The organism is Saccharophagus sp. K07, assembly GCF_014336955.1.
Taxonomy (GTDB): Bacteria; Pseudomonadota; Gammaproteobacteria; order Pseudomonadales; family Cellvibrionaceae; genus UBA5868.
Genome location: NZ_QRAI01000001.1, coordinates 202,153 through 221,398, shown reverse-complemented (window position 1 = coordinate 221,398; position 19,246 = coordinate 202,153). Strand labels below are relative to the sequence as shown.

Sequence of the window (19,246 nt, the reverse complement as noted above, 5' to 3'; positions counted from 1 at the left end):
ACCTCTTAAGGGAGACCCCCATGCCCACTCAACTGCCCTGCTGTCGCCTGAGCGACGGCGAGCTGCTGAACGATTACTTCCGCCCCGTTCGCATCATCTGTATCGGCCGCAACTACGCGGACCACGCGAAGGAAATGGGGCATGATCCGGCGCGCGAAGCGCCGTTCTTTTTCTTTAAGCCCATCACCGCTCTGGCGCGCGACGGGGCTTTTGTGTTGCCCAGCTATTCCCAGGAAGTGCACCACGAGCTGGAGTTATTGGTAGCCGTGGACCAGGGCGGGCGCAATTTGACCGAACAGCAGGCGCGTCAATGTGTGGCGGGTTTTGGTATCGGCCTGGATATGACCTGCCGCGATATTCAACGGCAAGCTAAGGAAGCCGGGCGCCCCTGGGAGCTGGCCAAAGGCTTTGACGGCTCCGCCCCTTGCTCTCCCATAGCCCAGGGCACCATCAACGACCTGGCACGCCTGGGAACCATGACGCTGCGCAAGAATGGCGCAATCGTGCAACAGGGACACTGGCGCGACATGATCTGGTCCGTGCCCGAGCTGCTCCAGCGCATCTCACGCTACGTTGCCTTGCAGCCGGGAGACCTGATCTTTACTGGCACTCCCGCAGGCGTTGGCCCGGTTGTGGCGGGCGATCTTCTGGAGGCCACCATGGAGGGATTCCCCAAATCCTTGCGGTTGCAGATCACAAAGGACAGCATCTGATTTTGCACCCGCCGCCGGGGAGCACGTACAATCCCCGGCCTTGCATCCACCGTTGTTCACTACTGTGTTGTTCCCGTGACCAAACTCAATTCCCGCCAAGCCGAAGCTGCCCGTTATATCGATGGCCCCTGCCTGGTACTGGCCGGTGCGGGCAGCGGTAAAACCAGCGTTATCACCCGCAAAATCGCCTATTTGATCCAGGAATGCGGCTACCCGGCGCGCCATATAGCCGCGGTAACCTTTACCAATAAGGCCGCGCGGGAAATGAAGGAGCGCGTCGGCAAGCTGGTGCGCGGCAAAGAGGCGCACGGCCTCACCGTCAGCACCTTTCACAACCTGGGCCTGAATATTATTCGCCGCGAACATAAATCCCTTGGACTGAAATCCGGATTTTCGATTTTCGACTCCGAAGACGCACGCGCCCTGCTGAAAGAATTGATGCTGCGCGACGAGGATGTGAACACGGATTTATTGGATCAGCTGCAACATCAAATTTCCAATTGGAAAAGCGCCCAAATTTCGCCGCAACATGCGCTGAGCAAAGCCAGTAGCGACGGCGAACAAAAATGGGCTTTGTTATATGAGCGCTACAATCAGGCACTGCACGCCTATAACGCCGTGGATTTTGACGATTTGATCCGTTTGCCCACGGAATTATTCAGCCAAAATCCAGATGTGCTGGAGCGCTGGCAAAATCGTATTCGTTATTTATTGGTGGATGAATATCAGGACACCAATACCAGTCAATATTTACTGGTCAAACAATTGATCGGCCATCGCGGCGCTCTGACCGTCGTGGGCGATGACGACCAGAGTATTTATGCGTGGCGTGGCGCGCGGCCGGAAAATCTCAGTTTGCTCAAACAGGACTTTCCCAATCTGCACGTGGTAAAACTGGAACAAAATTACCGCTCCACCGCGCGCATTTTGAAAGTTGCCAACACGGTGATTGCCAATAACCCACACGAATTCACCAAAAATCTGTGGAGTGAATTAGGTGTCGGCGAACCTTTGCGCATTATTCGCTGCCCCACCGAAGATGCCGAGGCGGACAGAGTCGCCACGGAAATTCTGAATCAGCGTTTGCGCAGACAATGTGAATTCCGCGACTTTGCAATTTTGTATCGCGGCAATCACCAGTCGCGCCTGCTGGAAGTCAAATTGCAGCAATATCAAATTCCCTACAACATCAGCGGCGGCACCAGCTTTTTTGCTCGCACGGAAATCAAAGACATAATGGCGTACTTGCGGCTGCTGGTGAATCCGGACGACGACAATGCATTCTTGCGCATTATCAATACGCCGCGTCGGGCCATAGGCACTGGCACTTTGGAAGCGCTGGGACGTTACGCTAATGAGCGCGAAATCAGTTTGCTGGCGGCCTGTCAGGAAGTGGGTTTGCAAGCAGTCTTGCCGGAAAAAGGCCTGGATCGCGTGCGCGAATTTTGTGCCTGGCTGGAGCGCGTGCGCTACAACTGTCACAACCATAATCCGGTCGATGCCATACGCGAGATGATCGAAGATATCGATTACGAAGGTTGGCTGCACCAAAATGCCAGCTCGCCCAAAGTGGCAGAGCGACGTATGGAAAATGTTTGGTATCTGGTGGACTCCATCGGCAAAACCCTGGCGCGCAACGAAGACGAAAGCAAAGACAACGAAGAAAATCTCACCAGCGCCATCGCCAAAATGATGCTGATGGATTTATTGGATCGCCAGCAGGAAGAAGACGAGAGCGACCGCGTGCAGATGATGACGCTGCACGCCTCCAAAGGTCTGGAATTTCCCCACGTTTTTATCGTCGGTATGGAAGAGGATTTATTGCCTCACCGCACCAGCATCGAAGAAGACAATATCGAAGAAGAGCGGCGTTTGATGTACGTCGGCATCACCCGCGCGCAACGCACGCTTACTCTGACATTGGCCGGAAGCCGCAAACAGTTCGGCGAAAAAATGGAAACCACGCCCAGCCGGTTTTTGGAAGAAATTCCGGCTGAAGACGTGGTTATGGAAGGTTTCGGCAAAGCCACCAAAGAACAGGTGGAGCAAAAAGGGCGTGAGACGATTAGCAATATTCTCAATATGTTTGATTAAACTCCTTACAATTTTTTAATCGCCTCGCCTTCGCTCAGACCTTTGACAATCTCAATATTGATTCCATCAGAAAGCCCCACAACCACTTCGCGGCGTTCGAACTGTTGCGGGCCTTTTTCGATTTCCACGTAGGTTTTATTGCCGTCGACAATCAAATTGCCTTCATTGATCGCCAACACGTTTTCGCGCTTTTCCAGCACTATATCGGCGTTGGCACTGTAGCCGGCGCGCAGAAAGGTATTTTTATCCAACACCACAGCTGCGCGGATTTCGAATTTAATGGTGCCTTGATCATCCACCCCTTTGGGAGCGATGTATTCCAGATTTGCAAAAAAACGTGGATCACCGATGGCACCGACGCGCAATTCCAGCGGCATCCCCTCTTTTAATTTGCCGACTTCGGATTCATCCACCCGACCTTCGAAAATCATATCTTCCATATTGGCGACTGTGGCGATGGTGGTTCCCTCGTTGAAGGTATTGCTCTGGATAACAAAACCACCTTCTTTTACTGGCACATCGAGCAATATTCCAGATGCGGTTGCCATAACGATATTGGATACCATGCCGGATTTTTTGGTGGCGCCATCGCGAATCAGTGCGACATTATCCTCAGCGCCGCGCACAGCTTCTTCGGCTAAACGGTATTGCACTTCGTAACGGTTAAAATCTGTTTCGGAAATCAATTTATCGCGGAACAGGGCTTTCTGCCGTTCATAATCCCGTTTGGCATTTTCCAGATTGATCTTGGCTTTTTCCAAGTCGGATTCTGCGCTATTTAAAAATTGCAAATCTGGCAGCAATTCGATTCTGGCAATTTTCTCGCCTTTTTCGATTTGCTGACCCGCTTCAACGTAGATCTCCGCAATAACACCAGGGACGCGCGATTTTATGGCGATTTCCTTGCGCGGGACGATTTTGCCCGTGGCGACGGTTTTGCGCACTATGTCGGTATGAAAAGGCTTTACCGTTTGGTAAATCACCGGCGCTTCCTGAGATTTACGGTAGAGAAATACGGTAGTGCCGACAAACATTGCTAGAATCAGAATTCCTACCAATGCCAGAAAAAACTTTTTCATGTGTCCTCTTTGGATCGCAATAATTGTTTTTGTGTTTATTCATCCTGCAGCGCAATGATGGGATTTACTTTGGCTGCTTTGCTGGCGGGCAGCAATGACGCAAAAAAGCCGGCAATAACCAACACCACAATGGCCGTAATCGCGGTTTTAAAATCGATTTCCACCAATGCCAGAAAACGCGCTCCCGGCGCATCCTGGGCGATGGAGCGAACCAATTCCAGCACCAGCACCCCCAGCACCAACCCCATATAACCAGCGACCGCGGTAATGATTACCGCTTCCTGCACAATCATTGCAACGATCGAACCTGCGGTTGCTCCGAGCGCTTTGCGCAGGCCAATTTCACGCGTGCGTTCTTTTACCGTAATCAGCATGATATTGCCGACCCCAATCACCCCCGCGAGTATGGTTCCCATGGCAACAAACCAACTAAATGCGGCAATCCCCGTAAACAATCCTTGTACCTGCTGGTAAACCTTTTCTGTATTAAAACTGCCAAAAACGCCGGTATCCTGCGGGTGAACCTTGTGGCGTTCGCGCAATAAATTCAGCACTTTTTCTTCCACAACAGCAGAAGAGTATCCGAGTTTGGGAATCAGGCGTATATGACCGTAATACCAGAGTTGATTAAAGGTGTGGCGCAGCGTTTCATTGGGGATCATCACCAATTCCGCATCCTGCATGGCTTGTTCCCCAATAGCCCCGGGATGAAAAACCCCCACCACCTGAAAATCCACTCCACCGATGCTGATGCTCTCACCAATCGGATTTTCATCCGGCTCAAATAAGGTTTCATAAACTTTGCTGCCGATAACGGCAACTTTGCGCAACTCGGCGTTATCCAGAGCGTTGAAAAAGCGCCCCTGTAAAATCTTGAGTGACTGCATTCGCAAAACTTCCGGATGCGCGCCACGCGAGGTAAATGAACCGCTGTTATCGCCGCGCACCACATACTGCGGAGATTGCCAACCGCCCACTTCGTTAATACCGATAACCACGTCCACTTCCGGAATACGCGCTTTAATTGCTTCCGCATCCGCTGGTCGCAGAGGAATCCAGCGATTGCGATCAAACCCTTGATAAGGCAATTGGGTGCGCGACGAACTCCACACATAAACGGTATTGGTATTGCCGCCGAAGTTTCCCAGTGCATCATTGCGCAAACCATTGCCAGCCCCCAGCAATACCACCAGCATGAATACGCCCCAAATCACGCCAAAAGCGGTTAGACCCGAGCGCAATTTATGCTTTTTCAGGGTTGCGTATATTTCTTGCCAATTATCGAGATCAAACACGTTTATTGCGCTCGCATGGCTTCAATGGGAGAAATACGCGCTGCATGCCAAGCAGGGAAAAACCCAGCCAACACGCCGCAACCGACAAGAATAATGAGTGAGGCTACAGCCACAGAAAAATCCACTTCCGGCCGGGAGAAAAAGCGCAAATCGATATTCATCGATGTCATGGCGTAATTCACCAGTTCCAATAATCCGACCGCGAGCACCAATCCCATATAACCCGCAACCGCAGTCACCAACACTGCTTCCAGCAGAATGGTGCGAATAATATTCCACGGAGGCGCACCCAGTGCTTTGCGAATGCCGATTTCCACCGTGCGTTCCTGCACGGTGATGATCATGATATTGCTGATGCCAACAATTCCCGCGGTTAAAGTACCCAGTCCAACAAACCAGATAAACCAAGTGATTGCATTTAAGGTCCCACTGATCTGCGCAGACTGTTTGGCAAGGTCAAACACAAAAATGGCTTTGCGGTCTTCCGGCGCTATGTTATGCCGCTGCTTGAGCACAGCCTCTATATCTTTCGCAACATCATCACCCGTATAACCCGGCGCGGGAGTGACTGTAATCACGCTAATATTTTCGCCGACGCCAAAGGTTTTCTGGAAAGTGCTGAGCGGTATATACAAGCGTTCCGACATGCGCCCTTCCCAACCGCTGTCGTAAAACACACCGACCACTTTAAAGTTCACACCATTGACAACAATTTGCTCACCCAGCGGATTTTTATCGCCAAATAATCGGTCTTTTACCACGGTTCCAATAACCGCGACTTTGCGCTGCTCATCGTCATCGAGATTGTTGAGCTTCCGCCCCATACGATATTCCTGGTAGCGTTTGATCTCAAAATAATTCTTGCCTGCGCCCAGCAGGGTGAAAGTCCCGGAATTTTGCTCGTAGGTCACTAGCCGGGTTGAACCCGATGAATTTTCTGCGGAAATTAAACCAACGGACGGCACCATCTGGCGAATGGCGGTAATATCGGATTCTGTAAGCTGAACCTTGCGGCCGAGCGCGAGTCCCTTATAAGGCACCGATGTTTTGGTGGTGCGAATCCATAGACTGTCGCGCACATCACTGCTAAAACCTTTTTCCAGTCCGCGCTGCAAGCCTTTGCCGGAACCCAGCAAAAGCACCAGCATAAAAATCCCCCAAAAAACACCGAACGCAGTCAAGGTCGTGCGGAGTTTATTGCGCTGAAGCGAATAGAGAATTTCCTGCAAACCATCCGGAATCAAGTTGTCGGCTCCGCGTTGACATAACGATCGCGCGTAATCAGTCCATCTTTAATGGTGATGATGCGCTGGGTTTGCTCGGCGATATCCTGCTCGTGGGTGACGATCACCAAGGTTTTGCCAAGGCTATGGACTTGTTTAAACAACGCCATGACTTCCTGCGTAGTTGCGCTGTCGAGTGCGCCGGTAGGCTCATCCGCGAGAATCACTTTAGGATTGGTCACTAATGCGCGCGCAATGGCAACACGTTGCTTCTGCCCACCGGACATTTGATTCGGCATATGTTCGGCACGGTCACCCAAACCGACCATTTCCAATAATTCACGCGCTTTTTTGTTGCGCTCACGCCGGCTGACATTTTGATAGTACAAAGGCAGTGCCACATTTTCTGTAGCGTTTTTGAAGGGCAATAAATTAAACGATTGGAAAACAAATCCGATATGGCGATTGCGCAACGCAGCCGCCTGGCTTTCTTTGAGGTTGCTGATGGGAATACCGGCGAGCTTATAACGGCCACTATCATGGCTGTCGAGCAAACCGAGGATATTGAGCAGAGTGGACTTGCCCGACCCCGACGACCCCATGATGGAAACCATTTCACCTTCATGGATCTTCAGGAAAATGCCCTTCAGCACATGCAAGCGCCGGTCGCCCTGACCGTAGTATTTATGAATATCGTCAAGCTCAATCATGGAATCGCCATCGGCACGTCGGATTTAGTCGGACAACGGTAGCAGGCATCCGTTCTACGCTCAGGCGCTGGTCCGTTACGAAAGGACTAAGTTTAGTTGCACCATCCTAAAGCAGGCAAGGAAAGAAAAATCCGGCGGCGGGCAGACGCTCAGAGAAATGTGATTTTCTCCTAGCGTTTATTCGAGGGCGCTTATCTCAGAGCTGACTAAGCGCTCGCTTCAATTCGGCAAAATTGTTGATCTCCTCCAATTGTGCCGAGCGAATGGCATTTCGTCCGAAGCGGTAGAGATTCGCAGTGAGCACTACGTTGGCGGCGACTTGTGGACTGAGAATGGTGCGTTGCTCATGCTCAAGAATAAGGCCCTGTATTGATTCTTCCTGTTTCATGCCTTTGGAGATAGCCATGGCATCGTGGCGGCGGGCCAAATCATATTTGCGGATAAAAAAATAGGCATTGGATAAATTGCGGTGCAATGCCATACGCACTTGCTCCATATCGGCCGATGTCTTTTTACTGGTGAGCAAATGGGTTAATTCCTGCTCCCAGGTGGCTGTCACCGACTTGAGTGTATCTTCTGCTTCTTTGGTGATGCCAAATTGCATGGACAAACCAAAAGCTTCACGCGCGCGATCAAAGGCGCGATTGGCATTATCGAAACGGGAGTTTTCCGCAGCAAAATAAAACAGGGGAAATTGTAAATCCTGATAATCCAACGCACTGTTGTTTTGGATAAATTCTTCCATCTGCTTGCGCGCCTTCGCAAGCAACTGCTTTTCCAGATTGGCCAACCAAGCGGATTTTTCCCGCTCAAATCGCGTTTTTAATTCCGCATTGCCCTCGCAAGCGCCCTGCCCGTAAAACGACGTTCCATCGGTCGCCAACTGTTCCAAATGCAGCACACGATTTTTGCGTTGATCGGTAATACGAAAAATGATTTCGGGGCCGCGGTAATCTACCGCGAAATAGTGATTTTGCTTCGCCTTGCCATTGCATTGCAGCGTTTCCATAGCTGCATTGACGGCGATTATTTCTGTTTTACCTTGGGTGGCGTATTCAAAAGCGAGGGCATCATAGGCAATACCATCGAGGGAAATGCGCGGAAATTTCATCACCCGTGCATCTACACTAATGGACTTTACCGTTACAGCTTGCGCAAAAGTAGCACTCATTCCCGCGATAATAACCAATCCCGCGCAACACGCTTTCAATAGCCAATTTCCCAACATAATGCTCAGCCAACTGACAAAAAGTTATAAGGCAATGCGCCGTCATAGGCGCTGTTGTAAATATAGACGAACCCGGAAGGAAACGAGGGAGAGGCATCAGCGGTGGAAAGAGCGTTTTCCACCGCTTAAGCTGGCGTGAGTAAAAAAGTCGGATTTTGTGTTTCTCTTATTCTGTTGAACTAGCGATTCAGTTCCTGCAGACGTTCCGGGGTGCCGACATCACACCAGACGCCTTCATAAAATTCACCCGTCAATTGGCGATTTTGGATCGCCCAGCTGAAGATTTCACGCAGCGGAAATTGCGCGCGTTTTTGCGGATATTCAGCGATTAAACTCGGCGTTAAAACGCTGATGCCGCTAAAGGTAAAACTGGTTTCGCCGTCGAGTTCTTGAATGGCGTTATTAGCATCCAGAGAAAAATCGCCCGTCAATTTATGCGCTGGATTTTCCACCAGAACCAAATGGCCCCTTTTGCGGATTGGCGCCTGTATCAAGCGCGCGAAGGGATAATCGGTCCAGACATCGCCATTGACCAATAAAAAGGGTTGGTCGCCAAGCAGAGGCAACGCATGCAATATGGCACCCGCAGTTTCCAGAGGTTCGGGCTCGGCGGAGTAGTCGATGCGCACATTCCATTGCGAACCATCGCCCAGAGCTGTGCGAATTTGTTCGCCGAGATAGGCGATATTGATGACGAACTCGCTAATACCTGCGGCTTTCAAGCGGCGGATATGGTGCTCGATCAAACTGATGCCTTTGACCTGCAATAAAGGTTTGGGCGTCGCCAAGGTCAAAGGCCGCATGCGACGGCCCTCGCCCGCCGCCAGGATCATCGCTTTCATTTACGCGCATTCCACCAAGGCTGTTCCCGCACCAGTGGCAGCAATTTTTCCTCGAACCAGGCGACAAACTCCTCACCCTCTTCATAACGCCGCGCCACTTCCAGGGTGTAATCGATCACCAAAGGAAGATCGTTGAGATAGCCATGCTTTTGATCGCGCAGCGACAAACGCGCAAAGATGCCGAGTACTTTGATATGGCGCTGCAGTCCCATCCAGTCAAACCAGCGCAGGAATTGGCTTTCCTCCACTTGCGGCAGTACCCCCGCCTGCTGCGCAACTTCGGCATAGCTCAGCGCCCAGCGTTTGACCTGCTCCTGCGGCCAGCGGATATAACAATCGCGCAGCAGCGACACCAAGTCGTAAGTCACCGGGCCGACTACCGCATCCTGAAAATCTATAACCCCCGGAGGACCATCGGCGCGGTAGATCAAATTGCGCGAGTGGAAATCGCGATGCACCAGCACCTGCGGCTGCTCCAGGGCGGAGTCCTCCAACTGGCTGAACCAGCGGTCCAGCATGCGCAGTTCGCCTGCATTGGGCTGGTAACCGAGCAGGCGCGGTACGAACCACTCACAGAACAGATTCATTTCCACGCGCAGCCGATCGCGGTTATAGGGCGGCAAATCAAGTCCCTCGACCGGGCACTGCTGCAGGCGCAATAAACAATGCAGCACTTCGGCGTACAAACCTTCTGCGATGGCAATGCCCGCAATACCATCAGCACCTTCGGCTCTAAGCTCCTGTAACAGCAGTGTGTGACCTAAATCCTCCAGCAAAAAGAAGCCGCGCTCCAGATCCACGGCGGCAACTGCCGGAGTCAACACCCCGTGGTGGCGCAAATGACGGCTGAGTTTGAGGAAAACTTCGTTGGGTTCTGTCTGCGGGGGCGAAAAGACCGCGAGCAGAGGAGGTTCGCTCGCTAGGCGAAAATAGCGGCGGAAGCCCGCATCCCCGGGCAGGGGCTGCCATTCAGGTGCCTGGTGGCCAACACCTCGAAGTCCCGGACGGACCGTAAAATCATTAAGTTGAAGATGCGGCCATTGAGCGTCTACCCACTGACGCAATTCGTCGCTGACAGTTTGCATGAAACTCCTTGGAAGTCGTTTGGAGGTTAAAGGCGCCTAGGATGATACAGGGCGGAAGCGATCACAAGAACGACCGCCGCTTATGCCCGCGCCGGTAGTAATCCCGCGGCGTCGCCATTACAATCGCCTCCTCCTTAAAAACCGCGATTCGGGTCCCGCCTTGCTTAGTCCACTGCTGCGCAACAAGTTCTTCAGAGCCAAGAGCCTGGCAGCTGCCATAGGCGCGCTCAGCCTGTTTGTCAGCCACAGCGGCTGGGCAGAGGCAACAGAAGAACAGCGCCGCTACGACTGGGTACCCGTGGAAGACCTGACGGACGAACAGCAAGCCCGCCGTTCGTACGCCTGTCGCGGTGTCTATCTCGATCCACTCTCCGCCAGCGAAGTTGTTGATCCTCTCAATGCTGACATCGACATAGAAGCCGATCGCACGGAAATGGGGGCAAACCTGATTTCGCTGGACGGCAATGTCGCCATCAGCCAAGGCAGCCGGCAAATTCAGGCTGGCAGCATGGTGTACGACAAGATCACCGAACGAGCAGCGCTCGACGGCGGAGTGGAAATCCGCCAGCCGGGAATGCTGGTGCGCGGCCAGAAAGCCGAAGTCAATTTCGGCGGTCGGGATGCGAGTTTTGTCGGCGGCGAGTTTGTGATGCACGAGCAACATATGCGCGGCAGTGCTGGCAGCATCGAGCACCTCTCCGACGGCGTTGTGGTGTTGAATGACGGCCGGATCACCAGTTGCGAACCTGGACGGGAATCCTGGTTGATCAAAGGCCGGCGCTTGAGCGTCGACCCGGTCAAACAACAGGGCAGCGGCCATGGCGTGACTGTAGAACTCGCAGGATTCCCGGTTCTCTATACCCCCTATATCACTTTCCCAGTGGGCGATCAGCGCCAGTCGGGACTTTTGGTGCCCTCGATCAGCACCAGTGAAGGCGGCATAGACATCACCGTGCCCTGGTACTGGAACATCGCCCCCAACTATGACGCGACTATCGCCCCGCGTTTTGCGGAAGGTCATGGCGCCATGTTGGAAACCGAGTGGCGCTATCTCAGCCGCCATACCATGAACACGCTTAATTTGGCGGGTTTGTACAACGATAAAGGCGGCGGCGACCCGGATGTAGATCGCTTAATCGCCGAAGGTGCCGACGAGCGCACCCTGCGCCCCTACAAGGGGGAAAATCGCTGGCTCGCCAGCCTGTTCCATCAAGGTGGCCGCAATACGCGGTGGTACACCGAAATTGACTACGCCAAGGTCAGCGACGTGGATTATTTCCGCGATCTGCAACCCGAAAGCTTTACCACGGCCAACAGTACCTTCCTTAACCAAGGTGCCATCATCGGCTACCACCTGGACAACTGGAATGTCAGCGCCCGACTGCAATCGTTCCAAAACCTGTTGGTCGATGTCCCGCCCAGCTATCGCCAGCTGCCGCGCATCCAAGCCAATGGTCGCTATCACTGGGGACCGGTCGGGCTTTCCCTGCGTAATGAATGGGTAAAGTTCACCCACGAAGACTCCAGCTACGTCACGGGCCAGCGCGCTTCCATGGACTATGACCTGGAATGGAACCAGCAATGGCAGTGGGGATTCGCGCGACCGAGCGTCGGCGTCCAGGCCATCTACTATCAGCTGGATGAAGACAAGCTGCTGCCCAGCGCCAACGCCAACCCCTCGCTCAGCGCCCCCTATTTCAGCCTGGACACTGGCCTGTTCTTTGAGCGGGACGGCGGTCGCCAAACCCTTGAACCGCGGCTCTTTTACCTCTATCGCGATCAGGCTGATCACAGCGATTTGTACTCTGTCACGCCGGGCGATGCCTTGACCTCCCAGGACGTCAACTTCGACACCACCTTGCTGACATTCAGTTACGACCAGCTGTTTCGCGACCGCCGCTTTGCCGGCGGCGACCGTATCGGTGATGCCGACCACTTGGCGATCGGCATTACCTCCCGTTGGCTGAGCAGCGATCTCACCACGACGCTGGCGTCCATCAGCCTCGGACAAGTCATTTATTTCCGCGACCGCGAAGTCTCTCTGACCCATAACGACCGCGCGCAAACCATCGAAGAGTCAGATCTGGCGACCAAAATCTCCGCGCGCGTGTCCGACCGCATTCGCCTGCGCAGCGACTTTCTCTACAACCCGGAAAGCAATCGGCTGATGCGCGCCACCACCGGTCTCGAATACAGCGACGACGCCAGACGGCGGTTGCGCATCGATTATCGCTATGTGCGCGAAGATCGCGTGGAACTGGCGACCTTGCCGGTCGACCAGATCGATACCGCCTTTGCTCTGCCCTTTGGCGAACAATGGCAAATTGTCGGCAGACTGTTTTACGACCTCGACGAGTCGCGGGAACTCGATGCTTTCATCGGTTTCGAATACGACGATTGTTGTTACCGCCTGCGCGTGTTGGCGCGCCGCTGGCTCGACAGTAAACTCGCCTCTCTGGTCAATGACGAAAAACGCTACTACGACGACGGTATTTTTCTTGAGATCGACCTCAAGGGCCTCGCCAGTTCCGGCAACCGAGTACAAAAACTATTGGCCGAAACCATACCTGGCTTTCGTCAATCCCGTGATTAACGCCCATCCAGCAGAATTCTGATCCTATGAAGAAATCGCTCCATCAATTGTTTTTTGCAGTCTGCATTGCCCTCACCGGTCCGGCGTTTGCGGAACCCCGTCCCCTGGATAAGGTGGTGGCGATCGTCGACAAAGACGTCATCATGCTTTCCGAGCTGGAGGAGCGCATGTTCGGCGTTATCCAGAATGCCCGCGGCAATAAACTCGCACTTCCCAGCGAAGAAGTTCTGCGCAAACAAGTCATCGATCATTTGATCAGCGAGCATCTCCAGTTGCAGATGGCGCGCCGTGTAGGCCTGCAAATTACCGATGACCAAGTGAATCTTGCGGTCGATCAGATTCGACGCAACAACAAATTGACCCAAGAGCAGCTTGTCGCTCAATTGCGCATGGATGGCATGACCTTGGACGATCTGCGCAACAAACTGCGCCGGGATATAACACTCCAGCAAATCCAGCAGATTGTCGTAAATCAGCGCATCCAGATTTCCCAGTTGGAGATCGACAACTTCTTAAAATCCGCCGATGCCCAATTCTGGATTTCGCCCGAATATCACCTCGGCCATATCCTGATCAGCCTGCCGCAATCTGCCAGCACTGAAGAAGTCGATGCGGCGCGCAGGCGCGCAGAAGACATGGTGAAACGCATTCGCGCTGGCGCCAATTTTGCCGAAATTGCCATTGCTGAATCCGATGGTCCTACAGCCTTGAACGGCGGTGATCTGGGCTGGCGCAAAACCAGCGACTTGCCCAGTTTGTTTGCAGATCTTCTGCCCGCACTGGAACCTGGACAGGTATCTGAGCCGGCGCGCAGCCCAGCCGGCTTCCATATTTTGATGGTGTACGACAAACGCGGTGACGAGCAGCAGACGGAAACGCAAACCAAAAGCCGCCATATTTTGATCAAAACCACCGCCATCCTCAGCGACGAAGAAGCCAAAGCCAAGTTGGAGAAATTGCGGCAGCGAGTGCTGGACGGTGAAGACTTTGGCGCCCTGGCAAAAGAACATTCCGAGGATATTGGCTCAATGCTGGCAGGCGGCGATCTGGGCTGGAGCAAACCGGGCATGTTCGTGCCGGAATTCGAGCGCACCATGGCGCAAATGGAAGTTGGCGAAGTCAGCCAGCCCTTCCGCACCCAGTTTGGCTGGCACATTCTGCAAGTGCAGGAGCGGCGCCAAGAAAACATTACGGAGGAGGTGTTGCGTGAAAAAGCCGCGCGGATTCTGACCTCACGGCGTTTCGAGGATGAACTGCAAATCTGGTTGCGCGAAATGCGTGACGAAGCCTTTGTGCAAATCAAAACTCTGACTCTATGACAGACGCGTCCATACCCCGCCTTGCCGTCACTCCCGGAGAACCCGCCGGGATCGGCCCTGAACTGGTGGTACGTCTGGCGCAGAGGGAACTGCCGCCAGCGGAACTGGTCGCCGTGGCCGATCCGGACCTATTGCAACAGAGCGCCCAGCGCTTGGGTTTATCCCTGCAACTGAATGAGTTCGACCCGGCCAAGCCAGCGCCATCCGGCAGTGGCCGGTTGAGCATTGTGCCGGTCGCTCTGCGCCGGCCAACCACAACGGGTCGCCTGGAAGTGGAAAACGCGGCTTATGTACTGGATACCCTGCGTTGCGCCACAGACCTTTGCCTTGATCACACGTTAAAAGCCTTGGTCACCGGCCCGGTACACAAAGGCATTATCAACGACGCAGGCATCCCGTTTTCCGGTCACACCGAATTTCTCGCTGAACGCAGCGGCGTCGACCAGGTAGTGATGATGCTCGCCTGCGAAGGTCTGCGCGTGGCGCTGGCGACAACGCATCTTCCCCTGCGCGAAGTGGCCGACGCCATCACCGAGGCTGGGCTGACCCGCACCATTGAAATCCTGCATCACGATCTGGTGACCCAATTCGGCATAGCCGAGCCGCATATTCTGATTTGCGGACTCAACCCCCACGCCGGCGAAGGCGGCCATTTGGGGCGGGAAGAGTTGGAAGTGATCAACCCGGTGATCGCCCGCTTGCGCAAGCAACACGGCTGGCGCCTGAGCGACGCCCTGCCAGCAGACACTCTGTTTACTCCGCGGCATCTCGAGCACACAGACGCTGTGCTCGCCATGTATCACGATCAGGGTCTGCCGGTGTTGAAGTACAAAGGCTTCGGCGCGGCCGTGAATATCACTCTGGGACTGCCCTTTATTCGTACTTCCGTCGACCACGGCACCGCCCTGGATCTGGCCGGCACTGGCCGCGCCGATCTCGGCAGTTTAGAAACCGCTCTCTCCACCGCTTTGGCGATGGCGCGCAACCGTCGCTAGGAAATCACTCTCAATGGCTTTCGAACATCAGGCCCGCAAACGCTTTGGCCAGAATTTTCTGGTCGATCAAAACATCATCCAACGCATAGTGCGCGCCATAGCGCCGCGGGCGAACGATCATTTGGTGGAAATCGGCCCCGGCCAGGGCGCGATTACCGCCCTTCTGCTCGACGCCTGCCCCAACCTGCAGGTGGTGGAACTCGACCGCGATCTGATTCCGATCCTGCAGCAAAAATTTTCTGGCTACCCGGGCCTGACCATTCACGCCGCCGACGCCCTCAAGTTCGATTTCTCCAAACTGCCGCCGGAAGGTCAGCGTCTGCGCGTGGTAGGCAACCTGCCGTACAACATTTCCACACCTCTGCTGTTCCACCTGCTCGGCTATCGCGGCTTGATTGCCGATATGCACTTCATGTTGCAAAAGGAGGTGGTGGAGCGTTTGGCGGCAGAGCCCGGCAGCAAGGACTACGGACGCCTCAGCATCATGTGTCAGTACTTCTGCCAGGTGGAATTTTTGTTTGAAGTCGGCCCGCACTGTTTCCGCCCCGCGCCCAAGGTCGACTCCGCCATAGTCCGGTTGACCCCGCACGCCACCCTGCCTTACGAAGCTGAGGACACCAAGCTACTCGATACGCTGGTCAAAACTGCTTTCCAACAGCGCCGCAAAACTTTGCGCAATGCGCTCAAACAGTGGTTGCCAGCGGAGGCGTCATTGGCGACGCTCGGCATAGATCCTCAGTGCCGGCCGGAGGAACTCCGGGTGCAGGATTACGTGGCTCTGGCAAACCATTTACAATCCCTCCGCTCCAGCGGAACCGAAATATGACGACTCCTGACATCCACGTACAGGTAAAAACCCAATATCTGGCCGATCAATCCGTGCCGGAAGAGGAGCGTTTTGTCTTCAGCTACACCATCACCCTGACCAATCGCGGCGAGGAGACGGCCCAACTGATCAGTCGCCACTGGATCATCACTGACGGCAACAACTCGGTGCAGGAGGTGAAAGGCATGGGCGTTATAGGCCAGCAGCCGGTATTAGAGCCGGGCGCCAGTTATACCTATACCAGTGGAGTGGTTCTCTCCACGGAAACCGGCACTATGACCGGTACTTATCAGATGCGCACGGAATCGGGCTCGGACTTCGAGGCTCCCATACCGGCGTTTGCTCTTATCCCGCCTTATCTTTTGCACTGAACTGTATGGCCACCTACGTCATAGGCGATATCCAGGGCTGCTTCGATGCTTTTCGCAGACTGCTGGACAAAATCTCGTTTGCTCCGGAGCAGGACCGTTTGTGGTTGGCTGGTGACTTGGTCAACCGGGGTCCGGATAACCTCAGCACCCTGCGCTTTATCAAAAACCTCGGCGATCGCGCTCTGACCGTGCTCGGCAACCACGACCTGCATCTATTGGGCGTCGAAGCCGGCGCGCGCAAACCCAATAAAAAAGACACGCTCGACGATATCTTCGCAGCTCCTGACCGGGACGAACTTTTGGAGTGGCTGCGGCACCAACCTTTGATCCACCGGGAGGGCCCCTATGTGCTCAGCCATGCGGGCATTCCGCATATCTGGAGCTCGGAGGAAGCCGCTAACTACGCCAGCGAAGTGTCCCAACGTTTGCAGGAGCCGGACTATCGGCTGTTTTTGCGCGAGATGTACGGCAACGAGCCGGCGCGTTGGAGCGGCGACCTGAGCGGCAACGAAAGGTTGCGTGTCATAGTCAATTACTTCACCCGTATGCGCTTTATCGCCCCGGACGGCACCCTCAATTTCGACGAAAAAAAGGGCAGCAATGAAGCGCCCGAAGGGATGAAGCCCTGGTTCGATTACCCGCGTCATGATGCGGATCGTTACAGTGTTTTTCTGTTTGGCCACTGGGCTGCGCTAGAAGGCAAAACCGGCAAGCCGAAATTTATCGCCCTGGACACCGGTTGCGTTTGGGGCGGCGAATTGACCGCGCTGCGCCTGGACGACGGACAGAAATTTCAGGTCCCAGCCAAGGGGAAAAACTAGCCCCAGCGGAGCGACTGCGCAGAACGACTGGCTCACAATCCTACTTGTCGCGCTTTTAATGCACCTTTCTAAACAATAGAATGCCCGGTTACCGCCACCGGGCACTGAGTTTCGAGCATTCATGTTTGATGAGATCCCACTACAACGGCCCCAGACGCCACTGCTAGACACCATTAACAGCAGTGCGGACCTGCGCGCATTGAGTGAGAAACAGCTGCCCCAGCTGGCAGCTGAGTTGCGCCAGTTTCTGTTGTACACCGTGGGTCAGACCGGCGGTCACTTTGGCGCCGGACTCGGCGTGGTGGAGCTGACCATAGCTCTGCACTACGTCTTGAATACGCCCGAAGACCGCCTGGTGTGGGATGTCGGCCATCAAACCTACCCTCATAAAATTCTCACCGGCCGGCGCGAGCAGATGGCGACCATTCGCCAGGCTGACGGCCTCTCCGGCTTCCCCAAACGCAGCGAAAGCCCATATGACACCTTTGGTGTCGGCCATTCGAGCACGTCGATCAGCGCTGCTTTAGGCATGGCGCTCGCCAACCGCGATCTGGACGCCCATCGCAAGACAGTTGCCATTATTGGCGACGGTGCCATGACCGCTGGAATGGCGTTTGAAGCCATCAACCACGCCGCCCACACCAAAGCGGATCTGCTGGTTGTGCTCAACGACAACAACATGTCGATCTCCCCCAATGTCGGCGGTTTGGCCACCTATTTCTCCCGCATCTGGGCGAGCAAGTTTTATACAAGCCTGCGTGAGAGTGGCAAAAAGGTTCTCGAAAGTCTGCCGCAAGCCCGCGAGCTGGCGCGCAAGGCGGAAGAGCACATGAAAGGCCTGGTATCACCGAGCACCTTGTTTGAAGAACTCGGCTTCTACTACGTCGGCCCCATCGATGGCCACGATCTGCCGCGTCTGACGCACGACCTGCGCAACCTCAGCAATGTGCCCGGCGCCAAGCTGCTGCATGTAATTACGCAAAAAGGCAAAGGATTTATCCCGGCAGAGCGCGATCCTGTGGGTTATCACGCGCTCAACAAAATCGAGCCGAAAAAACGCGCCTCCGTCAGCGCCAACAAGATTCGTTACCAGGATGTATTCGGCAACTGGCTGTGCTATATCGCCAACCGCGACTCCAAACTGATCGGTATCACCCCCGCCATGTGCGAAGGTTCCGGCATGGTGGAATTCAGCCGCCAGTTCTGCGATCGCTTCTATGACGTCGCCATTGCCGAGCAACACGCGGTAACGCTCGCTGCGGGATTCGCCTGTGAAGGCTTAAAGCCGGTGGTGGCCATCTACTCCACCTTCCTGCAACGCGCCTATGACCAACTGGTTCACGACGTCGCCCTGCAGAATCTGGACGTGACCTTCGCTATCGACCGGGCAGGCCTGGTAGGCGAAGACGGTCCGACCCACTCCGGTTGCTTTGATATCAGCTTCCTGCGCTGCATCCCCAATATGATCCTGGCGGCGCCCAGCGACGAAAACGAGTGTCATCAATTACTCAGCACCGCCTACCACTACGAAGGCCCCGCGGCAGTCCGCTACCCCCGCGGTACCGGCACGGGGGTCCCCATAATCGCCGAATGGCAACGCTTCCCCATCGGCCAAGGACGCCAAATCCTGCGCGGCAAACGCGTAGCCCTGTTGAACTTTGGTGTACTTCTGCCAGAAGTTCAGGCGGTGGCGGAAAAATACGGTTACAGCGTCTACGACATGCGCTGGATCAAACCCTTGGATACGCAATTGATCCTGCAGGCTGCCAGTCAGCACGACATGATTGTGACTGTCGAAGAGGGGTCTATCGCCGGTGGCGCTGGCGCAGCGGTGGCGGAATTCCTGGCTGCCCAGGCGACCGTCAAACCGATTTTGATATTGGGTATCCCGGACAAATTTATTGAACACGCCAGCCGCTCACAGCAGCTGCGGGAAGTTGGCCTGGATCGAAACGGAATCGAGCAAGCCATAGCCGCGCGCCTGGCGAAACTGCCACAACCAACCATTCTGCGAGTGGGTGCAGTCAACCTCTAACACTCTAATCTGCAAAT

Annotated in this window: 16 protein-coding genes; 9 read left to right on the top strand and 7 right to left on the bottom strand. The window is 54.6% G+C overall.

Annotated features, from left to right (window positions below; translation table 11 throughout):
• The first annotated feature begins 20 nt into the window (after positions 1-20).
• Together DWB84_RS00975 and rep are read left to right on the top strand one after the other, a co-directional pair.
• Entirely contained in the window at positions 21-713 is a 693-nt protein-coding gene (locus DWB84_RS00975) for a fumarylacetoacetate hydrolase family protein (protein ID WP_255428768.1), read from the top strand.
• Between the two features lie 75 nt (positions 714-788).
• Positions 789-2,807 carry a DNA helicase Rep gene (gene rep, locus DWB84_RS00970; RefSeq protein WP_187407896.1) on the top strand — a complete coding sequence of 673 codons (2,019 nt, stop codon included), beginning with the start codon at positions 789-791 and terminating at the stop codon, positions 2,805-2,807.
• Between the two features lie 5 nt (positions 2,808-2,812).
• Here rep and DWB84_RS00965 read toward each other — a convergent pair whose 3' ends face one another.
• The 7 genes from DWB84_RS00965 to DWB84_RS00935 all read right to left on the bottom strand — a co-directional run bounded on the left by DWB84_RS00965 (position 2,813) and on the right by DWB84_RS00935 (position 10,269).
• Positions 2,813-3,886: an efflux RND transporter periplasmic adaptor subunit gene (locus DWB84_RS00965; protein ID WP_187407895.1), complete on the bottom strand. Its 1,074-nt coding sequence runs from the start codon at positions 3,884-3,886 to the stop codon at positions 2,813-2,815.
• 35 nt (positions 3,887-3,921) lie between these two features.
• On the bottom strand, positions 3,922-5,181 hold the full coding sequence (locus DWB84_RS00960; protein WP_370589639.1) for an ABC transporter permease: 1,260 nt from the start codon (positions 5,179-5,181) through the stop codon (positions 3,922-3,924).
• Positions 5,182-5,183: 2 nt separating this feature from the next.
• Positions 5,184-6,425: an ABC transporter permease gene (locus tag DWB84_RS00955; RefSeq protein WP_187407894.1), complete on the bottom strand. Its 1,242-nt coding sequence runs from the start codon at positions 6,423-6,425 to the stop codon at positions 5,184-5,186.
• On the bottom strand, positions 6,422-7,114 hold the full coding sequence (locus DWB84_RS00950; RefSeq protein ID WP_187407893.1) for an ABC transporter ATP-binding protein: 693 nt from the start codon (positions 7,112-7,114) through the stop codon (positions 6,422-6,424). Before DWB84_RS00950 ends, DWB84_RS00955 begins: the two co-directional genes overlap by 4 nt.
• Before the next feature lie 196 nt (positions 7,115-7,310).
• A complete protein-coding gene (locus tag DWB84_RS00945) occupies positions 7,311-8,285 on the bottom strand; it encodes a hypothetical protein (RefSeq protein ID WP_187407892.1) in 975 nt (324 codons plus the stop codon).
• Positions 8,286-8,521: 236 nt separating this feature from the next.
• Positions 8,522-9,184: an N-acetylmuramate alpha-1-phosphate uridylyltransferase MurU gene (gene murU / locus DWB84_RS00940; RefSeq protein WP_187407891.1), complete on the bottom strand. Its 663-nt coding sequence runs from the start codon at positions 9,182-9,184 to the stop codon at positions 8,522-8,524.
• A complete protein-coding gene (locus DWB84_RS00935) occupies positions 9,181-10,269 on the bottom strand; it encodes an aminoglycoside phosphotransferase family protein (RefSeq protein WP_187407890.1) in 1,089 nt (362 codons plus the stop codon). Before DWB84_RS00935 ends, murU begins: the two co-directional genes overlap by 4 nt.
• A 160-nt stretch (positions 10,270-10,429) precedes the next feature.
• On the opposite strand from DWB84_RS00935, the gene DWB84_RS00930 reads away from it, so the two are divergent.
• The 7 genes from DWB84_RS00930 (at position 10,430) to dxs (ending at position 19,229) form a co-directional block, all read left to right on the top strand.
• Complete coding sequence (locus DWB84_RS00930) at positions 10,430-12,862, top strand: LPS-assembly protein LptD (protein WP_187407889.1); 2,433 nt, start codon at positions 10,430-10,432, stop codon at positions 12,860-12,862.
• A gap of 26 nt (positions 12,863-12,888) precedes the next feature.
• On the top strand, positions 12,889-14,181 hold the full coding sequence (locus tag DWB84_RS00925; protein ID WP_187407888.1) for a peptidylprolyl isomerase: 1,293 nt from the start codon (positions 12,889-12,891) through the stop codon (positions 14,179-14,181).
• Positions 14,178-15,176 (top strand): 4-hydroxythreonine-4-phosphate dehydrogenase PdxA, encoded by a 999-nt coding sequence (gene pdxA, locus DWB84_RS00920; protein WP_187407887.1) that lies wholly within the window; start codon positions 14,178-14,180, stop codon positions 15,174-15,176. The genes DWB84_RS00925 and pdxA overlap by 4 nt, the downstream gene beginning before the upstream one ends.
• A gap of 13 nt (positions 15,177-15,189) precedes the next feature.
• Positions 15,190-16,002: a 16S rRNA (adenine(1518)-N(6)/adenine(1519)-N(6))-dimethyltransferase RsmA gene (gene rsmA / locus DWB84_RS00915; protein WP_187407886.1), complete on the top strand. Its 813-nt coding sequence runs from the start codon at positions 15,190-15,192 to the stop codon at positions 16,000-16,002.
• Entirely contained in the window at positions 15,999-16,373 is a 375-nt protein-coding gene (gene apaG / locus DWB84_RS00910) for a Co2+/Mg2+ efflux protein ApaG (protein WP_187407885.1), read from the top strand. Before rsmA ends, apaG begins: the two co-directional genes overlap by 4 nt.
• Before the next feature lie 5 nt (positions 16,374-16,378).
• Positions 16,379-17,194, top strand: a complete 816-nt coding sequence (locus DWB84_RS00905) for a symmetrical bis(5'-nucleosyl)-tetraphosphatase (RefSeq protein ID WP_187407884.1) — start codon at positions 16,379-16,381, stop codon at positions 17,192-17,194.
• Positions 17,195-17,315: 121 nt separating this feature from the next.
• Positions 17,316-19,229 (top strand): 1-deoxy-D-xylulose-5-phosphate synthase, encoded by a 1,914-nt coding sequence (gene dxs, locus DWB84_RS00900; RefSeq protein ID WP_187407883.1) that lies wholly within the window; start codon positions 17,316-17,318, stop codon positions 19,227-19,229.
• Positions 19,230-19,246 lie beyond the last annotated feature (17 nt).

Coding starts and splice junctions, on each gene's coding strand:
- DWB84_RS00905 (WP_187407884.1), top strand. CDS start 16,379: ATGGCCACCTACGTCATAGGCGATATCCAGGGCTGCTTCGATGCTTTT.
- dxs (WP_187407883.1), top strand. CDS start 17,316: ATGTTTGATGAGATCCCACTACAACGGCCCCAGACGCCACTGCTAGAC.
- DWB84_RS00950 (WP_187407893.1), bottom strand. CDS start 7,114: ATGATTGAGCTTGACGATATTCATAAATACTACGGTCAGGGCGACCGG.
- DWB84_RS00965 (WP_187407895.1), bottom strand. CDS start 3,886: ATGAAAAAGTTTTTTCTGGCATTGGTAGGAATTCTGATTCTAGCAATG.
- murU (WP_187407891.1), bottom strand. CDS start 9,184: ATGAAAGCGATGATCCTGGCGGCGGGCGAGGGCCGTCGCATGCGGCCT.
- apaG (WP_187407885.1), top strand. CDS start 15,999: ATGACGACTCCTGACATCCACGTACAGGTAAAAACCCAATATCTGGCC.
- DWB84_RS00975 (WP_255428768.1), top strand. CDS start 21: ATGCCCACTCAACTGCCCTGCTGTCGCCTGAGCGACGGCGAGCTGCTG.
- DWB84_RS00945 (WP_187407892.1), bottom strand. CDS start 8,285: ATGAGTGCTACTTTTGCGCAAGCTGTAACGGTAAAGTCCATTAGTGTA.
- rsmA (WP_187407886.1), top strand. CDS start 15,190: ATGGCTTTCGAACATCAGGCCCGCAAACGCTTTGGCCAGAATTTTCTG.
- DWB84_RS00935 (WP_187407890.1), bottom strand. CDS start 10,269: ATGCAAACTGTCAGCGACGAATTGCGTCAGTGGGTAGACGCTCAATGG.
- DWB84_RS00925 (WP_187407888.1), top strand. CDS start 12,889: ATGAAGAAATCGCTCCATCAATTGTTTTTTGCAGTCTGCATTGCCCTC.
- pdxA (WP_187407887.1), top strand. CDS start 14,178: ATGACAGACGCGTCCATACCCCGCCTTGCCGTCACTCCCGGAGAACCC.